Raw genomic sequence first — 19,484 nt, 5'->3', positions numbered from 1 at the left:
CGATTCTAATGCCGACCCGGGTGAGATGGGGAACCTCTTTCTCAGTCCGCCCCGGCGATTTCCCAAAGGGACAATCCCGGCCCGGTTTGAGGCCGCACCAATAAAAAGGCGCGGCCTTTACTTTTTTTGGTTGACTGCTGCTCTGGAAATTTGGTAGCATCAGATATAGATCATTCTTTCATGATATCATTCTTACATGCCGAATCCATGTGCCTGGGTATAGATTTTAAGCCTGTGAAGGGGATGCCATTATCTTTCAGGAACTCGCTGGAGAGGATAGTATGACACAAGAATCTGCCCGGTTAAAGCGGCTTCTTGACATGAAACGCCAGGAAGAGTTAGATAAGCGCCGCGCTCTGGCCTGGCAGAAGGCCCGGGAGGTGGCCTCCTTTTTGCGGGATACTTACGGCGCGCAGGAGGTTATCCTCTATGGCTCCCTGGCGCGGGGCGATTTCCGGCAAGGGTCCGATATTGATCTTTATATCAAGGGCTTTACAGGCTCTTACTGGCAGATGCTGGCCCGGGCCGGCCGCCTGGCAGCGCCCTTTGAGGTCAGTATCGTATGCGCCGAAGACGCCCTCCCATCTTTACAGGAAGAAGTCGCCCGGGAAGGGGTGGAAATTTGATTCCTGAAAAATACCTCCTGCTGGAAGCCCGTATTCGTAAAGAAGTAGCCAACTTGGAAAGGCTGGAAAGGGAACTGGCGCGGTACAATTTATTTCCCAGGATTCAAGCCGATTCCCTGGGAGGTTTCAGCCTTGCTGATGAAGCCTCCCTGCGGATTATAGGTTCCATATTGCACGATTACTATACGGCTATAGAAAAGATTTTTAGAATAATAGCCAGGGATATTGACTGTTCCGTCCCTGCCGGCGAGCAATGGCATAAAGAGTTGTTGGATCAAATGACCCTGGAAGTGCCGGGCTTACGCCCGGCGTTGCTTGCCGGTAAGACAGCCCGGAGCCTGGATGAACTCCGGGCTTTCAGGCACGTTTTCCGTAACATTTATGGTTTTAGCCTGGACCCGGCAAAAATTCGCCAGCTCCTGGAGGGATTGCCGGAGGTGGCCGGTGATTTTAAGAAGGACCTCCATCTTTTTACCCTTAGAATGCGCCGGATCCTCGGGCTTGACAGTGGCAGCGAGGTGTAACCAATTCTTATTCCAGCTCTCCCCGGAGGTAATCGACGAACTGCCGGGCGGTGCGGCCGGATGTGCCGTTCTGGTAGAGGGCCCACTGCAGGGCGCGGCGGCGCAGCTCGGCAGGTGCTATTTGCAGGCCGGCTTTGCGGGCCAGCTCGCCTACAATGGCCAGGTACTGCTCCTGGTCCGGGCTGGGGAAAATGACGGTAAGGCCGAAGCGCTCCGCCAGGGAGAGCTTCTCCTGGACGGTGTCCTGCAGACGCACCTCGCCGCCAGCATTCGGCGCGCGGTCGGCGAAGAATTCCTTCACCAGGTGGCGGCGATTGGAGGTAGCGTAAACCAGGACGTTGGCCGGCCGTACCTGCAGGCTCCCTTCCAAAAGACCTTTAAGCTCTTTATATTCCACCTCGTCCTCTTCAAAGGAAAGGTCGTCGATGAAGATGATAAACTTCTGCGGCCGGGTGGCGAGGATTTTTAGTATCTCCTGGTAGTCGCCCAGGTACTTCTTGGGTAACTCTATAAGCCGCAGGCCCCGGGAACCGTAGGCGTGCAGGAGGGCCTTGACCGTTGACGACTTGCCGGTACCCCGGGCGCCGTAGAGGAGGATGTTGACGGCCGGCAGGCCGCGCAGGAACTTCTCGGTATTGTGAACGACCTCCCGGCGTTCGGCTTCATACCCTACCAGGTCGGCCATGGTAATGGGGTCGGGGCGGTCGATACATATGAGCCTGCCGCCCGCCGGGCCGCGTTCCCAGCGGAAGGCCCAATAGGCACCGAAGATGCCCGTACCCCAGGTGTGGTAGTAGTCGGCCAGGAGCTTGATACCGTCCCGGCCCCAGTCACCGGTAGCCAGGAGTTTTTCTTTGATCTCCCGGCGGGCCGCCTCTGGTGGCTGGAGGGGTTGGTCCGGGTTGAGAGGTTGAAGCTGCGTCCAGTCGGGGATGGGTGCCCGGCCGGGGGTAAAATCTTCGGCTAGTGCATGTCCGCCCGCGTTGGGATTCGGGACACAGGCCGGCAGGGGGGCGCCGGCCGGGTTGTTTGCGGTGGCAACGGGCGGGGAGCCCATCAGGGCCAGAGCGGCTTTGTAGGCGGCGGGGCCCAGGCCGGCCAGGGCCTGGAGGGAACGCAGGTCCTGCCGGACGGCGTCTTTAAGGGCGGCGCCCATATCATTCCACCCCTGCTGCCCGGCCTTGAGGGTAAAAGTATTTTCCGCTTCAATGATGCGGTCGAGGAGGTAGTTCTCCCAGGGGTCGCCGGTAAAGGGTCGCTGATAGAGCTCGGTGTAACCCGCCAGCAGGCGAAAAAAGCGGCGGCAGGCGGCGGCCAGCTCCTCGCCGGGCGCCTGTTTGCCTGTGCCGTTACTGGCGCTTGCCCTTGTCCCGTCGCCGGCGCCTGCCCTGCCGGCCCCTTCCCGGTCCTTTTCCTCCCCTTCGCCCAGCAAGCGGCAGACTTCAAGGAAAGCAGCGATAACAGGATCGCCGGTGAGATCCTGGTAGATAAGCAGGTCCCTGTTCTGGCGGTAGATTTGCTGAAAGGTATTGGGAGCAAACATTTGATGAGGAACCTCCTGAAACACAAGCAACTAACTCAGTCATATAAAAATTACACTACAATTTCCGGCTTAAAGCAAGGATTTTTTGCCTAAGTTAAAGGTGAGCATGGAGCTGGCCATTACCTGCATCATGGATATAGGCAATTATATTATCAGCGCCATGGATTTACCCGAACCGGAAACCTATGCCGACATCCCGTTGATTCTGGGTAACGACTGCCCGAGGAACTGGCTAAAAAACTTATGAAGATGGCCCAATTTCGTAACATTATTGTCCATGATTATGCTCGACTTGATGCTGAGATCATCTGGGGAATATTAAAACGTGATCTCGGCGATTTAAAGCATTTTATGTTAACCATAAAAAACTATTGGGTATTAGCTAATGGGGCAACGGTTGCTGTTATTTTTTTTCGCTTTATGTTTTATGTTGACTCTGACCGGTACGGGGAGCCGGCCGGAAGGCTGGCCCCTGGCGGCACCTGTGGTCCGTACGGATATCGTCGTTTACGGCGGGGGCCTGGCCGGCTGCGCGGCGGCCTGGAAGGCAGCGGCAACGGCACCGGATAGAACGGTGGTCCTGGTGGTCCCCTACCCCGAGGGCGAATATGGCGGGCTGGCCACGGTGGGCGGCCAGAACTTCTGGGACGTGCGCTACTGGCTCCGGGATGGAAGGCTTGCGCAGGGGGGCTCTTTTGCCCACTGGTTTAAAGCGGTGGGACCATTTTACCGCACGGCAGATCTTGGGGCACGGATTGCTGCTGACCTGGGGAGACTGCCCAATCTTCATACTTACTGGGCCATGGATATTACTGCCGTCCGGAAGGACCGGCGCGGGCGGCTCCAGGCCCTGGCCCTGCGGGAGCTACAGAGGGATGCCGCCGGTACCATAGTTTGGGGTAACAGGCGCCGGGTACTGGCCGCGTCCATCTTTGTCGACGCCTCGGAAGATGGGCGGCTCAGCCGCTTGAGCGAGGCCGGCGTAACGGTGGGCCGGGAAGACTGGCCCGTTGAATTTTTGGCGGCGGACCTGGTTAGCAAGGAAGAGGCGCGGCGTCTGAAGAGCTTGCGGCTGCAAGGCGGTACTGCCGGCGCCGGAGGAATAGCGGCTGGCCGGCCGGGGCCCGGCGACGATGGGGATATCCTGCTGCCCCGCCAGCAGGCGGCTACCCTCATGTTCAAGGTGCGCGGGGTGCAGCCCGGCCGTTACCGGGATATGACTTTCCGCCAGGAGCGGGGTGCGTGGGGGGCCTATGGCGGCAGGGAAGTTTACATAAACGACCCGGTTGTTACCGCCTTTAACGACAAGTACGGGCCCCTGGGCTTTGCCTTAAAGCCACTTAATGCCGCCCAGGACGGCCCGGGAAGCCCGGAGTGGTGGGTCAATGCCCTCCTCATCTTTAATGTCGACGGCCGGGCGAATGCCCGCGACCGCGGGCATGACCCATACCCTCGCGATATGGCTCCGGGCGCTCTGGATACCGATACGGCCTGGCATAAGGCGCGGGAGATTTTGGATAACCCTGATTTTCTCCGGGCGCTGCGCCGTTTTGAGGGTTTTGATAAGGTGGAACTGGTACGCGATGGACAGGGCCGGCCGGTCACCGGGGGGATGCTATACTTACGGGAAACCGTGCATACGGTGGTCGACCCCCGGGAAGCGGGACCGGGGACGGAGAACAGCAACTACGCCCTAACCGCGGCGGCCACCCAGGGCGCCGGTCCAGGCCCGGCGGAAGGCAACGATCTTGGCAATTATATAAACCGCATTGGCCTGGGCTTCTACTGGCAGGATATCAATGCCTATCATTTCAGCGACCTTAAAGGCAGCGACGGTCGCTACCGCTGGCCGGTGACGCCTTTCTTGCGGCCTGATTATCCCCGGACCACGCCGGGACCGGGCGGGTGGCCGCAAAACCCGGTCTATATCCCCTTTAACACCCTCCTCAGCCGGTCGGTGCCCAATTTGCTCATCCCCGGCTACGCGGCCAGTATTTCCTCACTGGCCTGGGCCGAGCTACGGGTCCTGCCTAATAGTTGCGTCCTGGGGGATGCTGCCGGGGTGGCGGCGGCCTACGCCGTGACGAAAGGTCGCGATCCCGGTACCTTCACCGATGCCGACGTGGCGGCCGTCCGGGAGATACTGGTGCAGCGCTTCGGCGCCCGGGTGGATAAGTAAATTTTTAATCAGCAAATCCTCTTTCTTTAAGGTAGCGTTGTACGGCGTGGATAAACTTTTCCGCAGCTTGCAGAAGTTCAAGAGCATCTTCTACTACTATAGGAGTAACTTCGCCATAATCTCCTTGTTGCCGGAATTCAAAAGCGCGATGAAGCGATTTACTAAGTTCTTTTTGGAATATCCCTGGCTTAACGAAATAACGATCGAAGAGGGCGATAACCCCGCTATGTTTGGCGGAACCCTGGTCGATAGTTACTAGAAGAGCCAGGGTAGCATAAAACATGGCATAATAAGAACGATTGATTATACTGCGCGGGCTGCCCTGGGTTGCCAGTAGTTTTTGCGCATCTGCCAGCACTTCATATGCTTCGTTTAACCTAAAGCTCGTTTATATTATCTTCTTTTCATACTTTTATTCCTTCTTTTTTTATAGAACGGTACAATGACGAAATAGAAAAAGGTCCGTTTAGTACTTCATTACGATTAACTGCCAGTGGTACGATAACCACATTGTTTTCAAATCCAACTTCCCAGGCTACATCGCTGATTAAACGTTTTTGCTCACGTGAAAGAGGACCTGTTTCTAAGTAAAGATCAAGATCGGAATCTGGTCTAGCTTGCCCGCGTGCCCGGGAGCCAAATAGACGTACTTCGTATAGAGGAATCTTCCCTGTGAGACGCTCTTTTACCTTCCTGGCAATGGCCAGGTCTTTAGTGTTCACTACGTTTTTGCTCCTTCCGTTATCTATTTGTTTTCATGTTAACATTTATTGGGAAAAAGATCAATGCAATCAAAAAATAGGAGCAGGAAAAGAACGTACTCTACCGAATAGTTAAGAACATCAAACCGGGAGAGGGGAAATGACGGTATGATGCCGAAAGTGCGGCGGTGGGTTTTCTTTCTGGTGACGTTTTTTGCCCTTTTCTTGGGGGATTTGGCTGTAGCCCGGGCTGCAGCGCCGGGATGGTCCCTCCTGGACGAGGTGCGTTCTCTCACGGAAAAAAATTATGCCGGTCCTTTAAACCGGGCAGCCCTGGAAGCAGGGGCCGTCCAGGGCCTGGTGGAGTCCCTGGGCGACCCTTACAGTGAATACATAGCCCCGGAAGATTTACCGTCTTTTGCTTCCTCGCTAAATGATGAATATACGGGTGTAGGGGTTGTTTTCCAGGAAATTGAGGGACAGGTGGTGATCAGTAATATTATCCCCGGCTCGCCGGCCGCCCGGTTGGGGGTCGCGCCCGGCTCGGTGCTGATGGCCGTGGACGGCCGGCCGGTCAAGGGCTTGCCCCTGGAGGAGATAGGCCGGCTGTTGAGCGGTAAGCCGGGAACCTATGTGGACCTGACTGTTACCCTGCCCGGCGGTGGCAGTCGCCGGAGCTATTACCTGCGCCGGGAGGTAATCCGGCCACCGGTGGTCAGCAGCCGCCTGCTCGCCGGGCCGGTAGGCTACCTTTACCTGCGCTCCTTCCCCTACTGGGCGCCTGCGGAGGTGGAAACGGCGCTGGCGGAGCTGGAAGCCCGGGGTGCCCGGGGAATTATCCTGGATCTCCGGGGCAACCCCGGCGGCTACCTGGACGCTGCCCTGGAGATTGCTTCTCTGTTTTTGCTCCCGGATAAACCTGTGGTACAGGTGGTGGGCCGGGATAAAAAAGTTACCGTCCTCCGTTCCCGGGGACCGGGACAGGACCTGCCCCTGGTGGTCCTTGTGGACCGGGGCACGGCCAGCGCGGCGGAGCTCCTGGCCGGGGCCCTGCAGGGCAATCGCGCCGCCATCCTCATCGGCACCCGGACCTACGGCAAAGGGGCGCTGCAGACTATCTTTCCTTTGAGCAACGGCGGCGCTTTAAAATTAACTACGGCATATTATCGTACTCCTGCCGGTCAAGCTATTGACGGGGTAGGGCTAATACCTGATATTGAAGTGACGGAGGGACGGAAGCAATTGGACCGCGCCCTGAAGGTCCTGCGGGCGCAAATTGCCCCACCCCTGGTGGTGGGCAACCTGGCCTGCCGGTAATTTACTTTGCCTTGATTTTTTCAGGCAACCACATGATGCCGGCCTCACCGGTGACTTTATGAAACTCCGGGTCGCCGGTTACTATTTGACTTCCGGTTTGTACTCCGAGGGCCAGGGTAAAACAATCGGCATAGGCGATTGGGTTTTTAGCTTTATATTTAGCGGCTTTTAGTGCAAATTCTTTATTTACGTTAACAATTTCTATCGGCAACGTTTCCAAAAGAGCCATGGCTTCATTTAGCTTTTTTGTGCCTGCTGCTCTTTCGATAATATAAGCAACTTCGCCAAGATTAACGGCACTCATCAAAATTTGCGCCGCCTCGTTTTGGGCTTCTTCGATTATAGCTTCTACTTGATCGGCTCCCGGCTCGTTTTGTAAATATGCCAGGACGGCGTAACTGTCAAAAACGTACTTCTTCATTTTTTACCTCTTCTTTTCTGGTGGCGAGGAGTGTTTCTACCAGGTGATAACCTTGAAGCATTCCTTTACCTGAGGCGATAGGATTCGGGGGAACGGGCGTAAGATTGAGGCTGCCATCATTTTCTGTAAAAACAATCTTGGTTCCGGGGCTGATGTTATAACGCTGGCGCAGTTCTTTAGGTATAACGACCCAGCCTTTTGAAGATACGCGAACAATATAAGGCATACACATCACCGCCAAATTATACTATTTGTTGTAAAGTATAACGCTAAAATATGTATTTATCAAGATATATTTAAGAAAGGAGAATTTGCTTATGCCGGTAACCCTTGCGTCTATTCGCGAGCGGGCCAGGGTGCTCCTGGACGGCATCTGCCACGTTTGCCCGGTATGTGACGGGCGGCGCTGTCCTACCGGTGTACCGGGGATGGGGGGCATTGGCACCGGAGCGTCGTTCCGCAATAATGTAACGGCCCTGGCGGCCTGGCAGGTCAACATGCGCGTCCTCCACGACCGCAAAGACCAGAACCTGGGGTTAAGGCTTTTCGGCCAGAAGCTGGCCTTTCCCATCCTGGGGGCGGCTGTGGCCGGGGCCAGGGTCAATTTCCAGGGGCGTATCGGCGAGGAAGAACTGGCGCGGGCCTTTGTCCTGGGGGCGGCCGGGGCCGGCAGTCTCTCCTTCACCGGAGACGGTCCCCTGCCGGAACTTATGGACGCCGGGCTCAAAGCCATCAGGGCCGCAGGCGGGCGGGGCATCCCGGTCATCAAACCCCGGGAAGACGCAGAAATAGTGAGCCTCATTCGCCGGGCCGAGGATGCCGGCGCCGTGGCCATAGCTATTGATGTCGATGCTGCCGGGCTGGTGAATATGACCCGCGCCGGCCAGCTGGTGGAACCCAAGACGGTGGAGCAGATTGCCGGGATCGCGGCGGCGACCTCTCTTCCCCTAATTTTGAAGGGCGTTATGACGGTGGCCGACGCGGAGGCCGCCGTGGCCGGCGGGGCGGCGGCCATTGTGGTTTCCAATCATGGCGGCCGCGCCCTGGACCACACGCCGGGGACGGCGGCGGTGCTGCCGCAGATCGCGGCGGCGGTGGGAGATAAAATAACGGTCCTGGCCGACGGCGGCGCGCGCTCGGGGGTGGATGTTCTGAAAATGCTGGCCCTGGGCGCCCGGGCGGTCCTGGTGGGCCGTCCCCTGGCCATTGCCGCCATCGGCGGCGGTGCCGCCGGTGTGCGGCTACAGCTGGAAACTATGGCCGACGACCTGGCCGTTGCCATGCGCCTTACTGCTTGCGGCGATTTAGGGGATATAGGACCGGGGATATTGCACCCCATCCGAATTTCTTGATTTTGTCCGTTCAAAGTTAAATATGCAAAATAGTAAAATTTAGTGACAAAAAAGTTACTGACTGGTGCGTAGATTTAGTGTTATAATAACACTAAATTGGTGGAAAACATTTGATGGGAGGGTTGGCTAGATTTGATAGATCCTGGTGGCAATAATGATGCGAACATTAAGGCAAAAGCCCTGGCGGAGGTCCTGGAACGCTATGCTGGAACTAAAGGCGCCCTGATCCCTCTCCTCCAGGAAGCCCAGGAGATTTACGGCTACCTGTCGCGAGAAGTGATGCAGGAAATTGCCAGGAGGCTGAAAATCCCTTTCAGCCAGGTTTACGGCGTGGCTACTTTTTATACCCAGTTTCACTTGAAACCCCGCGGCCGGAACATCATCCGCGTCTGCCAGGGTACGGCCTGCCACGTGCGGGGGGGTGCCCGGCTCCTGGAGGCTATTTCGGCGACCCTGGGTATAGGTAAAAATGAAACCACCCCCGATGGCCGCTTTACCCTGGAAACGGTGGCCTGCCTGGGTTCCTGCGGCCTGGCCCCGGTGATGATGATTAACGAAGAAACCTACGGGCGGCTGGCGCCTGAGAAGATCCCGACCATACTGGAAAAATACTAGCTATACGATGTGACGTCGCGAGCTTCTACAGCTTGGATAAAAAGACTTCGATTTTAGGCGGGGGTGAAACCGAATTGCTGGACCTGAAGGAATGGCGGGATACTTTGCAGCAGCAATCTCACCGGGGGGACAGGCCGTCCCTTACCGTGGGCATGAGCACCTGCGGCCAGGCGGCCGGGGGAGCGAAGGTAATGGCGGCCCTGGTAGAAGAGACGGCCAGGCGGGGTTTGCAGGTAGATATAAGCCAGACGAGCTGTATCGGCATGTGTTACGCCGAACCCATCGTAGAAGTAGTCTTGCCGGGGAAACCGCGCGTGTTTTACGGCGATGTAACCCCGGAGCGGGTCCCCGTCTTGATTGAAAAACATGTGGTGCAGGGGGAACCTGTCAGGGACTGGGCCCTGATCCAGGTGCCCGGTGAGGTAGCTCCCTATGAAGACATCCCGGTGATGGCGGCAAGCCCTTACTACGGCCGTCAGGTGCGGGTGGTGACTTCCCGCCTGGGTTTGACCGACCCGGAAAGCCTGGAAGAATATATTGCCACCGGCGGCTATGAGGCCCTGGAAAAGGTCTTGAGCCGGATGACCCCGGAACAGGTTATCGAGGAAATCAAGATTTCGGGTCTGCGCGGCCGGGGCGGAGCCGGTTTTCCTACGGGCTTGAAGTGGAGTTTTACCCGGCAGGCCCCGGGGGACAAAAAGTATGTGGTCTGCAATGCCGATGAGGGCGATCCCGGCGCCTTTATGGATCGCAGCGTCCTGGAAGGCGACCCATTTACCGTTATTGAGGGCATGACCATCGCCGCCTACGCCATAGGCGCCGATGAAGGCTATATTTACTGCCGTGCGGAGTACCCTTTAGCCATCAAACGTCTGAAAACGGCCATAACTGCAGCCGGAGAAAAGGGCTTGCTGGGCCGGGATATCCTGGGGACGGGCTTTAATTTTGACCTGCATATCAAGGCCGGCGCCGGCGCCTTTGTCTGCGGCGAGGAGACGGCTTTACTCGCTTCCATCGAGGGCAAGCGGGGCATGCCCCGGGTGCGGCCGCCCTTCCCGGCACAGCAGGGGTTATGGGGTAAGCCTACCAATATCAATAATGTCGAAACCTACGCCAACGTCCCCTTTATTATCAAGAACGGCGGCCAGTGGTTTGCCTCTATGGGCACGGAAAAGAGCAAGGGGACCAAGGTCTTCTGCCTGACGGGCAAGATCAAGAAGACCGGGCTCATCGAAGTGCCCATGGGTATAACCCTGCGGGAAATTATCTTTGATATCGCCGGCGGTATCCAGGATGATAAGCAGTTCAAGGCCGTCCAGATCGGTGGGCCGTCGGGCGGCTGCCTGCCGGAAGACAAGCTGGACCTGCCGGTGGATTACGAATCCCTCACTGCCGCGGGGGCCATCATGGGTTCCGGCGGCATGGTGGTCATGGATGAGAATACCTGCATGGTGGATGTGGCCCGCTTTTTCCTGAACTTTACCCAGGCGGAATCCTGCGGCAAGTGTACTCCCTGCCGCGAGGGCACCAAACGGATGCTGGAGATCCTCACCCGTATATGCGAGGGTGAGGGGAAGATGGAGGATCTGGATACCCTGGAAACGCTGGCGCGGGTAGTCAAGAACACGGCCCTCTGCGGCCTGGGGCAGACCTGTCCCAACCCCATCCTCTCCACCCTCCAGTACTTCCGCCACGAATATGAGGCCCACATCAAAGATAAGCGCTGCCCGGCCCACGTCTGCCAGGCCTTGCTGGTCTATACCATTGACGCCGACAAGTGTACCGGCTGCGGCGCCTGTGCCCGGGCCTGCCCGGCGGGGGCCATCAGCGGCGAGAAAAAACAGCCGCACCGCATTGATTCCGCCCTGTGCATCAAGTGCGGCAGTTGTATGGAGAAGTGCAAGTTCGGGGCGATATCCAGGTTGTAGCGTACTTTAAGCTCCAACTTCCCACCTCCCACTTCCCACTTCCCATTTCCCACATCTATTTACGTAGGGGGGAAAACAGATGGCTGATGTCACCTTGACCATAGATGGCAAGAGAATAACCGTACCGGCCGGGACAACGGTCTTGCAGGCCGCCCGGGACAACGGCATCTTTATCCCTACCCTCTGCCATGACCCGAAGCTCACGCCCTGGGGCGGCTGCCGCCTGTGTGTGGTGGAAATCGAGGGTATGCGCGGCCTGCCGGCCTCATGCGTGACCGCCGTCGCCGAGGGCATGGTGGTGCAGACGGCTTCGCCGGCTGTAATTGAAGCCCGCAAAATGATGTTGGAATTATTGCTGGCCAACCATCCCCGGGACTGCCTCACCTGCAGCAAGAGCGGCGCCTGCAGCCTGCAGGATTACGCCTACTATTACGGCGTAAGGGGAGACAAATTCCACGGGGAAAAACACGACTATCCCCTGGAGGATGACAACCCCTTCATCGTGCGGGATATGAACAAGTGCATCCTGTGCGGCAAGTGCATCCGCGTTTGCGCGGAAGTCCAGGTTAACAACGTCATCGACTTTGCCCACCGCGGTTTCAACACCAGGGTAACCCCGGCCATGGATCTGACCTTAAGGGAATCGGAAGAATGCGTCTTTTGCGGCAACTGTGTCCAGGTCTGCCCGGTGGGGGCCCTGACGGAGAAGGCGAGTTTATGGCAGGGCCGCGAGTGGGAGCTGACGAAAGTGCGGACCACCTGCACCTTCTGCGGCGTGGGCTGCAACCTGGAGGTCAGCGTGAAGGACGACCATGTGGTGCGCGTCCGCGGCTATGACAACCCCCTGGTCAACAGCGGCTGGCTCTGCGTCAAGGGCCGCTTCGGCGTCGACTTTGCTGAAAGCCCGGACCGCATTACCCGGCCCCTCATCCGCGTGGGCGAGCGGGGCGAGGGTCGCTTCCGGGAAGCTACCTGGGACGAGGCCCTGGAATTTACCGCCCGGCGCTTGCAAGAGATCAAGGAGCAGTACGGCAGCCGGGCCATCGGCGCTTTAAGTTCGGCCCGGTGTACCAACGAAGAAAACTACCTGATGCAGAAGTTCATGCGGGCGGTGATCGGCACCAACAACGTCGATCACTGCGCCCGGACCTGACACGCCCCTACCGTGGCCGGTCTGGCCATAGCATTCGGTAGCGGCGCTATGACGAACTCCATCGCTGAAATCGAGCATAACGACGTCCTGCTCATTATCGGTTCTAACACCACCGAAGCCCACCCGGTCATCGGCCAGAAGATGAAACAGGCTGCCCGGCGGGGAGCAAAGCTCATCGTTGTTGACCCGCGCCGGATTGAGCTGGTGGAGCACGCCCACCTGTGGCTGCCCATCAGGCCGGGGACCAATGTGGCTTTAATTAACGGCCTGATGTATGTCATCATCACGGAAGGCCTGGTGGATAAAAAGTTTATTGAGGAACGGACGGAAGGTTTTGAAAACCTCTGGGCTGTAGTCCAGAACTACCCGCCGGAGCGGGTGGCGGGGATTACCGGCGTGCCGGCGGAGAAGATCTACGCCGCGGCGCGGCTTTATGCCACGACTGACAGGGCGGGGATCTTCTATACCCTGGGCATCACCGAGCATACCAGCGGTACCAGCAACGTCATGAACCTGGCCAACCTGGCCATGATTACCGGCCATGTGGGCAAAGAGTTCAGCGGCGTCAACCCCTTACGTGGCCAGAATAACGTCCAGGGGGCCTGTGACATGGGTGCCCTGCCCGACGTCTTCCCCGGTTACCAGAAGGTGGCCAACCCGGAGGTTCGAGAGCGCTTTGCTGCCGCCTGGAACTGCCGGCTGGACGCCACCCCGGGCCTTCGCATCCCGGAGATGATCGACCTGGCGACGGAGGGCTATATCAGGGCCATGTACATCATGGGCGAAGACCCGGCCCTGACGGATCCGGATATCACCCACGTGCGCAAAGCCCTGGCCAACCTGGACTTCCTGGTAGTGCAGGATCTCTTTATCTCCGAGACGGCGAAGTTTGCCGACGTCATCCTGCCCGGCGCCAGTTTCCTGGAGAAGGACGGCACCTTCACCAATACCGAGCGCCGGGTGCAAAGGGTGCGCCGGGCCTTGAGGCCCAGGGGAGAATCCCGGCCCGACTGGCAGATTATTTGCGATCTGGCAACGCGCCTGGGCTACCCAATGCACTACGACTCCCCGGAGCAGATCTTCGCCGAGATGGCCAGCCTCACCCCCAGCTATGCCGGTATGAGCTACGCCCGCCTGGAGGGTAACGGCCTGCAGTGGCCCTGCCCAACGCCGGAACACCCGGGGACTAAATTCCTCCATGCCGGCAGGTTCCCGCGGGGCAAGGGCTTGCTCCAGGGTATTGAGTATCAGCCTCCGGCCGAGCTGACGGACGAGGAATATCCCATTTTGCTGACTACCGGCCGCATGCTGTACCACTACGGCATCACCACCCGCCATTCGCCGTCCCTGGAAAGCTACCGGCCGGAAGAATACGCGGAAATAAACCCCGCCCAGGCGGCCGAGCTGGGTGTCCGGACGGGGGACAGGGTAACAGTAGTCTCCCGCCGCGGCCGACTGGTGACGAAGGTTAAAGTGACGGACCGGGTACCGCCGGGGATAATGTTCATGACCTACCACTACAAAGAGTCCCCGGTGAACATCTTGACCAACGCCGCCTTTGACCCCATCGCCAAGACGGCGGAATACAAGGTGACCGCGGTACGGTTGGAACCGGCGAGTTGAAAACCGTCCAGCGTTAAAAACTAAGGGGTGCTGTTATGCACCCCTTTTCCAGTTTGCCATCAAGACGGTTGATATCATTTTTTACTTCCTGGCGTAGGGCTTCAATTTTATTATCAAACCTGGCTTCCTGGGCTTCTTTAGTGTCACTTATTTGCTTTTGTAGATCGTTTTTGACATTACTTATCTTGGCCTCAAGGTCATTCTTAGTGTCGCTGATTTGTTTTTGTAGGCTTCTTCAGCCATAGCTGCCACCCCTTTCGCTCCTCTGATAACATCTTACTATGCTTTACCAGCTTTGTCTATCTTATTTTCCTCTTTTAACTTCCGCCACAGGGTGGTGCGGCTGACGCCTAAGCGGCGGGCGGCTTCGGCCTTGTTGCCCCCCGTTTCGGCCAGAACGCGCATGATCAGGCCGCGTTCCAGGATGTTTACCTGGCCGGCCAGTCTTTCTATCCGTCCTTCTCCTGGTGCACCTTCTCCGGGGTTCCCGGGCTCCGGCGCTGTTACCAACCCCAGAGCCTGGCGAACCTCAGCAGCGCTGATGGTGGTCCCATGGCAGCGTAAGGCCAGGCGTTCCATGCAGTTGCGCAGCTCCCGGATGTTGCCCGGCCACTGGTACTGGAGCAACTCCCTGGCTGCCTCCGGCGTGAGGTTCCCTGCCGGCCGCTGCAACTGGCGGCAGAACTCCTGGAGGAAATGTTCGGCCAGGAGGAGCACATCAGCCCCGCGCTCCCGCAAAGGCGGGATTTCCAGGTTAAGGACGTTGATGCGGTAGTAAAGGTCTTCCCGGAAGGCCTGCTCCTTGACCATCTGCGCGAGATTGCGGTGGGTGGCCGCAATAACCCTTACGTTGACGGGGATGATGCGGTCATCCCCCAGGCGCATGATCTCCCCTTCTTCCAGGACCCGCAGTACCCGGGCCTGGAGGCGGGGCGACATTTCCCCGATTTCATCCAGGAAGATGGTCCCCTCGTGGGCGAGTTCGAAAAGGCCGGGTTTGCCGCCTTTGCGGGCGCCGGTAAAGGCCCCCTCGGCGTAGCCGAAAAGCTCGCTTTCCAGGAGGTTTTCCGGCAGGGCGGCGCAGTTGACGGCTACAAAGGGACCGTCCTGCCGGGGGCCGGCCAGGTGGATGGCATGGGCGAACATTTCCTTGCCTGAACCTGTCTCACCATGAATGAGGACCGTGGACTGGACGGAGGCGTACTCCCGGGCCAGACGCACGGCTTCCTTCAAGGCCGGGCTTTCGCCAAGGATGTCGGCAAAGGTATACTTGGCCACGTGGCCGCGCCCGGCCAGGCGGCGCCGGACCTTGTGCTCCAGGCTTTGCAGGCTGGAAATATTCTGGAAAGTAGTTACCACTCCTACGGTGCGGCCGTCGACAATGATGGGTACGCGGTTGGCCACCACCCTGGTATTGCCGATGTCCAGCAGCTCACCAAGTTCCGGCTTTCCTGTCTTTAACAAGATATGGCACTGGGCATTGGGGATGACCTCCGTTACCGGGCGGCCGATAGCATCCCCGGCGCGCCAGCCGGAGAGTTTTTCCGCCACGGGGTTGAAGACGGTTATGCGGCCTTCTTCATCCAGGGCGATAATGCCGTCATAGGCAAAGTCCAGGATGGCCTTGAGTTGTTCGGCCCGGCGTTTCTCCTGGTGGCGGACCTGTAACACCCGCTGGGCCTCCTTGAGGGCCTGGTAGACCGTTTCCTTGCCGGAGGTAATGATGACGCTGTTTAGGCCGAAATTGCGCGCCTCGCGGGCCATGGCAATTTTGCCGATGATTACTTCGGCACCGGCTTCCTTGAGGGCCAGAATGCCCCGCCGGATGTCATCATCCTGGTTTTTTAGAGTGTATTTGAGAAAAGTATCTCCCAGGATGGTTTCCAGGCTCTCCAGGCCCTGGATGACATCGGGGACATCAGCGATGCCGATGGGGCCGCCGAATTGTTTGGCCTGGTAATAGGCTCGCAGGATATCGTAACCGCCAATGGGAACGTCGACCACCGGGAGGTCCACGGCCTGCTGGATGAGCCAGGCTGTTACGCCGCGGCTGACAATGACCTGGCAACCGTTTCTAGCCAGATCGCGGGCCAGGTTTGCCCCTTCTTCCATCCTGGCAACGTGGATGGATAGATCCAGGCCCAGCTCCAGGCTCACCTGGCGGGCGATGTGGGCCAGGTCTTCGTAGGGAGCAATAAAAGCAATTTCTGCCACGAAACCGTTCCCCCTGAGTTTCAATCCGGAAACGGCGATAGGCCGTTACAAAAAAGAAACATGACAGATTTTGATGTTACTATTCGACGTTAAGATGGTTTTTCCTTGCCGGGTTGCAAAATTTTCGTTTTTAGTTCTATATTTAAAAGAAACTCGTTAAACCAGGAAAAAAATGGCTGCTATAAAAAGCAAAATGTTGTCAAGGAAATATTTCTGTTTTTAACCGCTATCCCCTTGAAACATACATGAACGTTACGTTTGGTCGTATAAGTAATATTGATGAAACATAAGGGGATCCGTCCGGCTGCTGCGGCCGGCTTTTCTTTCCCCGGGGTCTTTAAATAGCAAGGGTTGTAAGGCAGTAAAAAAATACCAGGTCATTTCCCGCGGGCTGGCATGAATTTTGCAATATTAATTAATGTCTGTTGTCTTAGCGGAGGAGGCGAATAAAAGTGGCGGCTAAAGAGCTACCGGTAGTACCATCGGCCAGGCCGGGTACCATGGCCGCGGGGGCGGCCATGGAGCGTATCCGCGAGCGGCGGCCGGTGATTGATAAACAAAAATGTAATCTCTGCCGCGAGTGCCTGCTGTATTGCCCGGACGCAGCCCTGGCGACAGATAAAGGGGAAGTGAGAGTGGATTTGCGTTTTTGCAAAGGATGCGGCATCTGCGCCGTCGAGTGCCCCGCCCGGGCTATCACCATGGTTCCGGAACATGCCGGCAACCGGGGGTTTATTGAGAAGTAAGCAGGGAGTGAATGAAAATGCACCTGTTATTAAACGGCAACGAAGCGGCCGCCCATGCCGCCCGCCTGGCGCGGGTAGAAGTCCTGGCTTCCTACCCTATTACCCCGGCGGCGCCGGTCATGGAAAAGATTACGCAGTTTATAGCCGACGGCAACCTCAAATGTAATTTTGTCCGGGTGGAGTCCGACCACAGCGCCATGGCCGCGGCCCTGGGGGCGGCCATGGCCGGAGCCAGATCGTTTCTCATTACCAATTCCCAGGGCCTGGCCTATATGAGCGAGGTCCTCTACCATACTTCCGGCCTCCGCCAGCCGGTGGTCATGGCTGTAGTCAACCGGGCCCTGGCGGCCCCCCACAGCCGCTTCCCGGAGCACGGCGATGTTGTGGCTCAGGAGGCATGCGGGTGGATCCAGCTTTTCTGCGAGAACAACCAGGAAGTCCTGGACAGCCTCATCCAGGCTTTTCGCCTGGGTGAAGACGAGCGGGTGCGCCTGCCGGTAATGGTCAACTATGAGGGTTACATCCAATCCCATACCCGGGAAACCGTAGACCTGCCGGAGCAGGAAGCAGTAGATACCTTCCTGCCCCTGGTGCGGCGGCCGGTCCTGGATGTAAATAACCCCCTGGCGGTCAATACCGTTACTGGCCCGGAACTATATATGGACTACAAATACCATCAGGATGCCGCCCTGCAGCGGGCGGGCGAAGTCTTGCAGGAGGTTAGCGCGAATTATGCCAAACTAACGGGCCGCGACTGGGGCGGTGCCGTATCGGGCTACCGCCTGGAGGATGCGGAAATCGTACTGGTGGCTATGGGCTCCCTGGTCAGCACGGCCAGGATTGCCGTCGACGCTCTGCGGGCCGCAGGAGAAAAGGTGGGGCTGCTGAAAATCCGCCTTTTCCGGCCCTTCCCGGCGGATACGGTGCGAGAAATGATGCATCATACCCGGGCCGTAGTCGCCCTGGATAAAAATATCGTTTACGGCGCCGGGGGCGCCCTGGGCCGGGAACTGCGGGCCGTTCTCTACGGATTTACGAAGGTACCGGTTTACAGTTATATCCTCGGCCTCGGCGGACGGGATGTAGGTGTTGAAGATTTAATCACCATTTACCGGCAGGTAAACGAAGGACTTGCCGCCGGAAAGATTCCGGCGCTCTATCAATGGCATGGGCTGTAAGGCCGGAGGTGAGAAGATATGGAAGTATACAAGACATTGGCCGAAATACCGCAAGACGAGCTTTTTACCGGGGGCCACGGCGGTTGCCGCGGGTGTGGGGCGGCCCTGGCGGTGCGCCAGGCCATGAAGGCCCTGGGTCCGCGGACCATTGTTACCATTCCTGCTTCCTGTATGGCCACCATCGGCGGTTCGGGCTTAAGTACCGCCTGGGAGATACCCTTTTACCATTCCCTTTTTGAATGCGCTCCGGCCGTCGCCTCCGGTATCCGGGCGGCCCTGGACATCCAGGGGATTATAGATGTCAATGTCGTTTCCTGGGCCGGTGACGCCGGAACGGCCGACATAGGCTTCCAGTCGCTGACCGGAGCGGCGGAACGCCAGGAGAATATCATCCACGTCTGCTATGATAATGAAACTTATATGAATACCGGCGGCCAGGCCGGCAGCGTTACCCCTTACCAGGCGGTCACGCCTGACACGCCCGCCGGCAAGCCTACGCCGCGCAAAGACATGCTGGCCATCATGGCCGCCCACCACCCGGCCTATCTGGCTACGGCTTCAGTCGCCTATCCCCTGGACCTGATCCGGAAATTCCAGAAGGCCAGGGCCATTCAGGGCTTCCGCTATATCCACATCCTGGCCCCTTGCTTTAGAGGCTGGGGTATTCGGGAGGACCAGACGGTGCAGCTCGCCCGTCTGGCAGTAGAGTGCGGCCTGTGGCAGCTTTATGAAGAGATAGGCGGCCGGCGGCGGTTAACAGTCGTCCCGGAACGCCGTATACCGGTGCGGGAGTACCTGCGGCTTCAGGGGCGCTTTAAGAACATGGATGAAGCGGCCGTCGAGGCCCTTCAGGCCGAGGCTGACCGCCGCTTCCAGGAGGTGCAGTCATGATCGAAATCCGCTTCCACGGCCGTTACGGCCAGCCGGTGGCCGCCCTGGCCGGTAAAGTAGCTCAAGCCGCCCTGGCGGCAGGTAAATATGTCCAGGTCTTTGAAAACTTTGCCGCTTACCGGCCGGGGGCGCCTATGTATACGGTGGTGCGTATTGCTGATAGTTTTATCCGGGAACGCTCGGCCAATGCCAGCCGTCCGGATGTCGTGGTGCTCCTGGATAACAGCCTGCTGGGTATTATGGATGTAACCCGGGGATTGAAAGCTGGGGGGATAGTTATAGCCATTAACGTCGATCCAGCGGTAAAAAGAAGTAATCAGAGGGTAAATTGGCAGTTGCTATCCCTTGATTCGGACGCAAGTATAGATAAAAAAGAAGAAATGATTTTAGCGGAATTAAGTAAGTTGGGCATGCTCCAGCATCACAATTAAGGGAAGTTTTTCTGGCGTTTTGCTTATAGAATTTTAGGAAAG

At 57.8% G+C, this 19,484-nt stretch carries 19 protein-coding genes and 1 pseudogene; 14 read left to right on the top strand and 6 right to left on the bottom strand.

From position 1 onward, the window contains the following. Positions 1 to 281 precede the first annotated feature (281 nt). Positions 282 to 626 carry a nucleotidyltransferase family protein gene (locus E308F_RS02515; protein WP_141263237.1) on the top strand — a complete coding sequence of 115 codons (345 nt, stop codon included), beginning with the start codon at positions 282 to 284 and terminating at the stop codon, positions 624 to 626. Continuing rightward, entirely contained in the window at positions 623 to 1,150 is a 528-nt protein-coding gene (locus tag E308F_RS02510; RefSeq protein WP_141263235.1) for a hypothetical protein, read from the top strand. Before E308F_RS02515 ends, E308F_RS02510 begins: the two co-directional genes overlap by 4 nt. A gap of 7 nt (positions 1,151 to 1,157) precedes the next feature. Here E308F_RS02510 and E308F_RS02505 read toward each other — a convergent pair whose 3' ends face one another. After that, positions 1,158 to 2,693 carry an ATP-binding protein gene (locus E308F_RS02505; protein WP_141263233.1) on the bottom strand — a complete coding sequence of 512 codons (1,536 nt, stop codon included), beginning with the start codon at positions 2,691 to 2,693 and terminating at the stop codon, positions 1,158 to 1,160. An 85-nt stretch (positions 2,694 to 2,778) separates the two neighbouring features. Between E308F_RS02505 and E308F_RS15700 the strand changes: the two genes are divergently transcribed. The 3 genes from E308F_RS15700 to E308F_RS02495 are packed head-to-tail and all read left to right on the top strand — an operon-like array spanning position 2,779 to position 4,872. Continuing rightward, positions 2,779 to 2,940 carry a hypothetical protein gene (locus E308F_RS15700; RefSeq protein WP_172613496.1) on the top strand — a complete coding sequence of 54 codons (162 nt, stop codon included), beginning with the start codon at positions 2,779 to 2,781 and terminating at the stop codon, positions 2,938 to 2,940. Continuing rightward, positions 2,937 to 3,263 carry a DUF86 domain-containing protein gene (locus E308F_RS16800; protein WP_172613803.1) on the top strand — a complete coding sequence of 109 codons (327 nt, stop codon included), beginning with the start codon at positions 2,937 to 2,939 and terminating at the stop codon, positions 3,261 to 3,263. The genes E308F_RS15700 and E308F_RS16800 overlap by 4 nt, the downstream gene beginning before the upstream one ends. Continuing rightward, entirely contained in the window at positions 3,178 to 4,872 is a 1,695-nt protein-coding gene (locus E308F_RS02495) for an FAD-dependent oxidoreductase (RefSeq protein WP_172613802.1), read from the top strand. Before E308F_RS16800 ends, E308F_RS02495 begins: the two co-directional genes overlap by 86 nt. Positions 4,873 to 4,876: 4 nt before the next feature. Here E308F_RS02495 and E308F_RS02490 read toward each other — a convergent pair. Both E308F_RS02490 and E308F_RS02485 read right to left on the bottom strand, forming a co-directional pair. Beyond that, a pseudogene (locus E308F_RS02490) lies at positions 4,877 to 5,242 on the bottom strand (HEPN domain-containing protein); the annotation flags it as partial. A gap of 34 nt (positions 5,243 to 5,276) precedes the next feature. Next, the gene (locus E308F_RS02485; RefSeq protein WP_172613499.1) at positions 5,277 to 5,594 is read right to left on the bottom strand and encodes a nucleotidyltransferase domain-containing protein; all 318 of its coding nucleotides are present in this window, start codon (positions 5,592 to 5,594) and stop codon (positions 5,277 to 5,279) included. A 147-nt stretch (positions 5,595 to 5,741) separates the two neighbouring features. Here E308F_RS02485 and E308F_RS02480 point away from each other — a divergent pair, with 147 nt between their 5' ends. Next, positions 5,742 to 6,890, top strand: a complete 1,149-nt coding sequence (locus E308F_RS02480) for a S41 family peptidase (protein WP_141263226.1) — start codon at positions 5,742 to 5,744, stop codon at positions 6,888 to 6,890. 1 nt (position 6,891) lies between these two features. Here the strand turns inward: E308F_RS02480 and E308F_RS02475 are convergent, their stop codons facing one another. Together E308F_RS02475 and E308F_RS02470 are read right to left on the bottom strand one after the other, a co-directional pair. Further along, complete coding sequence (locus E308F_RS02475) at positions 6,892 to 7,311, bottom strand: type II toxin-antitoxin system VapC family toxin (RefSeq protein ID WP_141263224.1); 420 nt, start codon at positions 7,309 to 7,311, stop codon at positions 6,892 to 6,894. Beyond that, a complete protein-coding gene (locus E308F_RS02470; RefSeq protein ID WP_141263222.1) occupies positions 7,292 to 7,537 on the bottom strand; it encodes an AbrB/MazE/SpoVT family DNA-binding domain-containing protein in 246 nt (81 codons plus the stop codon). Before E308F_RS02470 ends, E308F_RS02475 begins: the two co-directional genes overlap by 20 nt. Positions 7,538 to 7,628: 91 nt before the next feature. Here E308F_RS02470 and E308F_RS02465 point away from each other — a divergent pair, with 91 nt between their 5' ends. The 4 genes from E308F_RS02465 (at position 7,629) to fdhF (ending at position 13,982) form a co-directional block, all read left to right on the top strand. Continuing rightward, entirely contained in the window at positions 7,629 to 8,663 is a 1,035-nt protein-coding gene (locus tag E308F_RS02465) for an alpha-hydroxy-acid oxidizing protein (RefSeq protein WP_141263221.1), read from the top strand. Between the two features lie 132 nt (positions 8,664 to 8,795). Further along, complete coding sequence (gene nuoE / locus E308F_RS02460) at positions 8,796 to 9,278, top strand: NADH-quinone oxidoreductase subunit NuoE (RefSeq protein ID WP_253256431.1); 483 nt, start codon at positions 8,796 to 8,798, stop codon at positions 9,276 to 9,278. A gap of 152 nt (positions 9,279 to 9,430) precedes the next feature. Continuing rightward, the gene (gene nuoF, locus E308F_RS02455) at positions 9,431 to 11,206 is read left to right on the top strand and encodes an NADH-quinone oxidoreductase subunit NuoF (protein ID WP_141264077.1); all 1,776 of its coding nucleotides are present in this window, start codon (positions 9,431 to 9,433) and stop codon (positions 11,204 to 11,206) included. Between the two features lie 79 nt (positions 11,207 to 11,285). Next, a complete protein-coding gene (fdhF, locus tag E308F_RS02450; RefSeq protein WP_141263219.1) occupies positions 11,286 to 13,982 on the top strand; it encodes a formate dehydrogenase subunit alpha in 2,697 nt (898 codons plus the stop codon). Between the two features lie 279 nt (positions 13,983 to 14,261). Here fdhF and E308F_RS02445 read toward each other — a convergent pair whose 3' ends face one another. After that, on the bottom strand, positions 14,262 to 16,196 hold the full coding sequence (locus tag E308F_RS02445; RefSeq protein WP_141263217.1) for a sigma 54-interacting transcriptional regulator: 1,935 nt from the start codon (positions 16,194 to 16,196) through the stop codon (positions 14,262 to 14,264). Positions 16,197 to 16,648: 452 nt separating this feature from the next. Between E308F_RS02445 and E308F_RS02440 the strand changes: the two genes are divergently transcribed. From E308F_RS02440 to E308F_RS02425, 4 genes are read left to right on the top strand one after another with little or no spacing between them, the layout of a single operon-like run. Continuing rightward, positions 16,649 to 16,942: a 4Fe-4S binding protein gene (locus tag E308F_RS02440; RefSeq protein WP_216364434.1), complete on the top strand. Its 294-nt coding sequence runs from the start codon at positions 16,649 to 16,651 to the stop codon at positions 16,940 to 16,942. Between the two features lie 17 nt (positions 16,943 to 16,959). After that, complete coding sequence (locus E308F_RS02435; protein WP_141263216.1) at positions 16,960 to 18,120, top strand: transketolase C-terminal domain-containing protein; 1,161 nt, start codon at positions 16,960 to 16,962, stop codon at positions 18,118 to 18,120. An 18-nt stretch (positions 18,121 to 18,138) separates the two neighbouring features. Further along, the gene (locus E308F_RS02430) at positions 18,139 to 19,011 is read left to right on the top strand and encodes a thiamine pyrophosphate-dependent enzyme (RefSeq protein WP_141263214.1); all 873 of its coding nucleotides are present in this window, start codon (positions 18,139 to 18,141) and stop codon (positions 19,009 to 19,011) included. Beyond that, complete coding sequence (locus tag E308F_RS02425; protein ID WP_141263212.1) at positions 19,008 to 19,442, top strand: 2-oxoacid:acceptor oxidoreductase family protein; 435 nt, start codon at positions 19,008 to 19,010, stop codon at positions 19,440 to 19,442. Before E308F_RS02430 ends, E308F_RS02425 begins: the two co-directional genes overlap by 4 nt. Positions 19,443 to 19,484: the final 42 nt, after the last annotated feature.

Origin of the sequence: Moorella sp. E308F, assembly GCF_006538365.1 — a bacterium.
GTDB lineage: Bacteria > Bacillota > DSM-521 > Neomoorellales > Neomoorellaceae > Neomoorella.
This window is presented reverse-complemented; position numbering and strand designations above follow the sequence as displayed.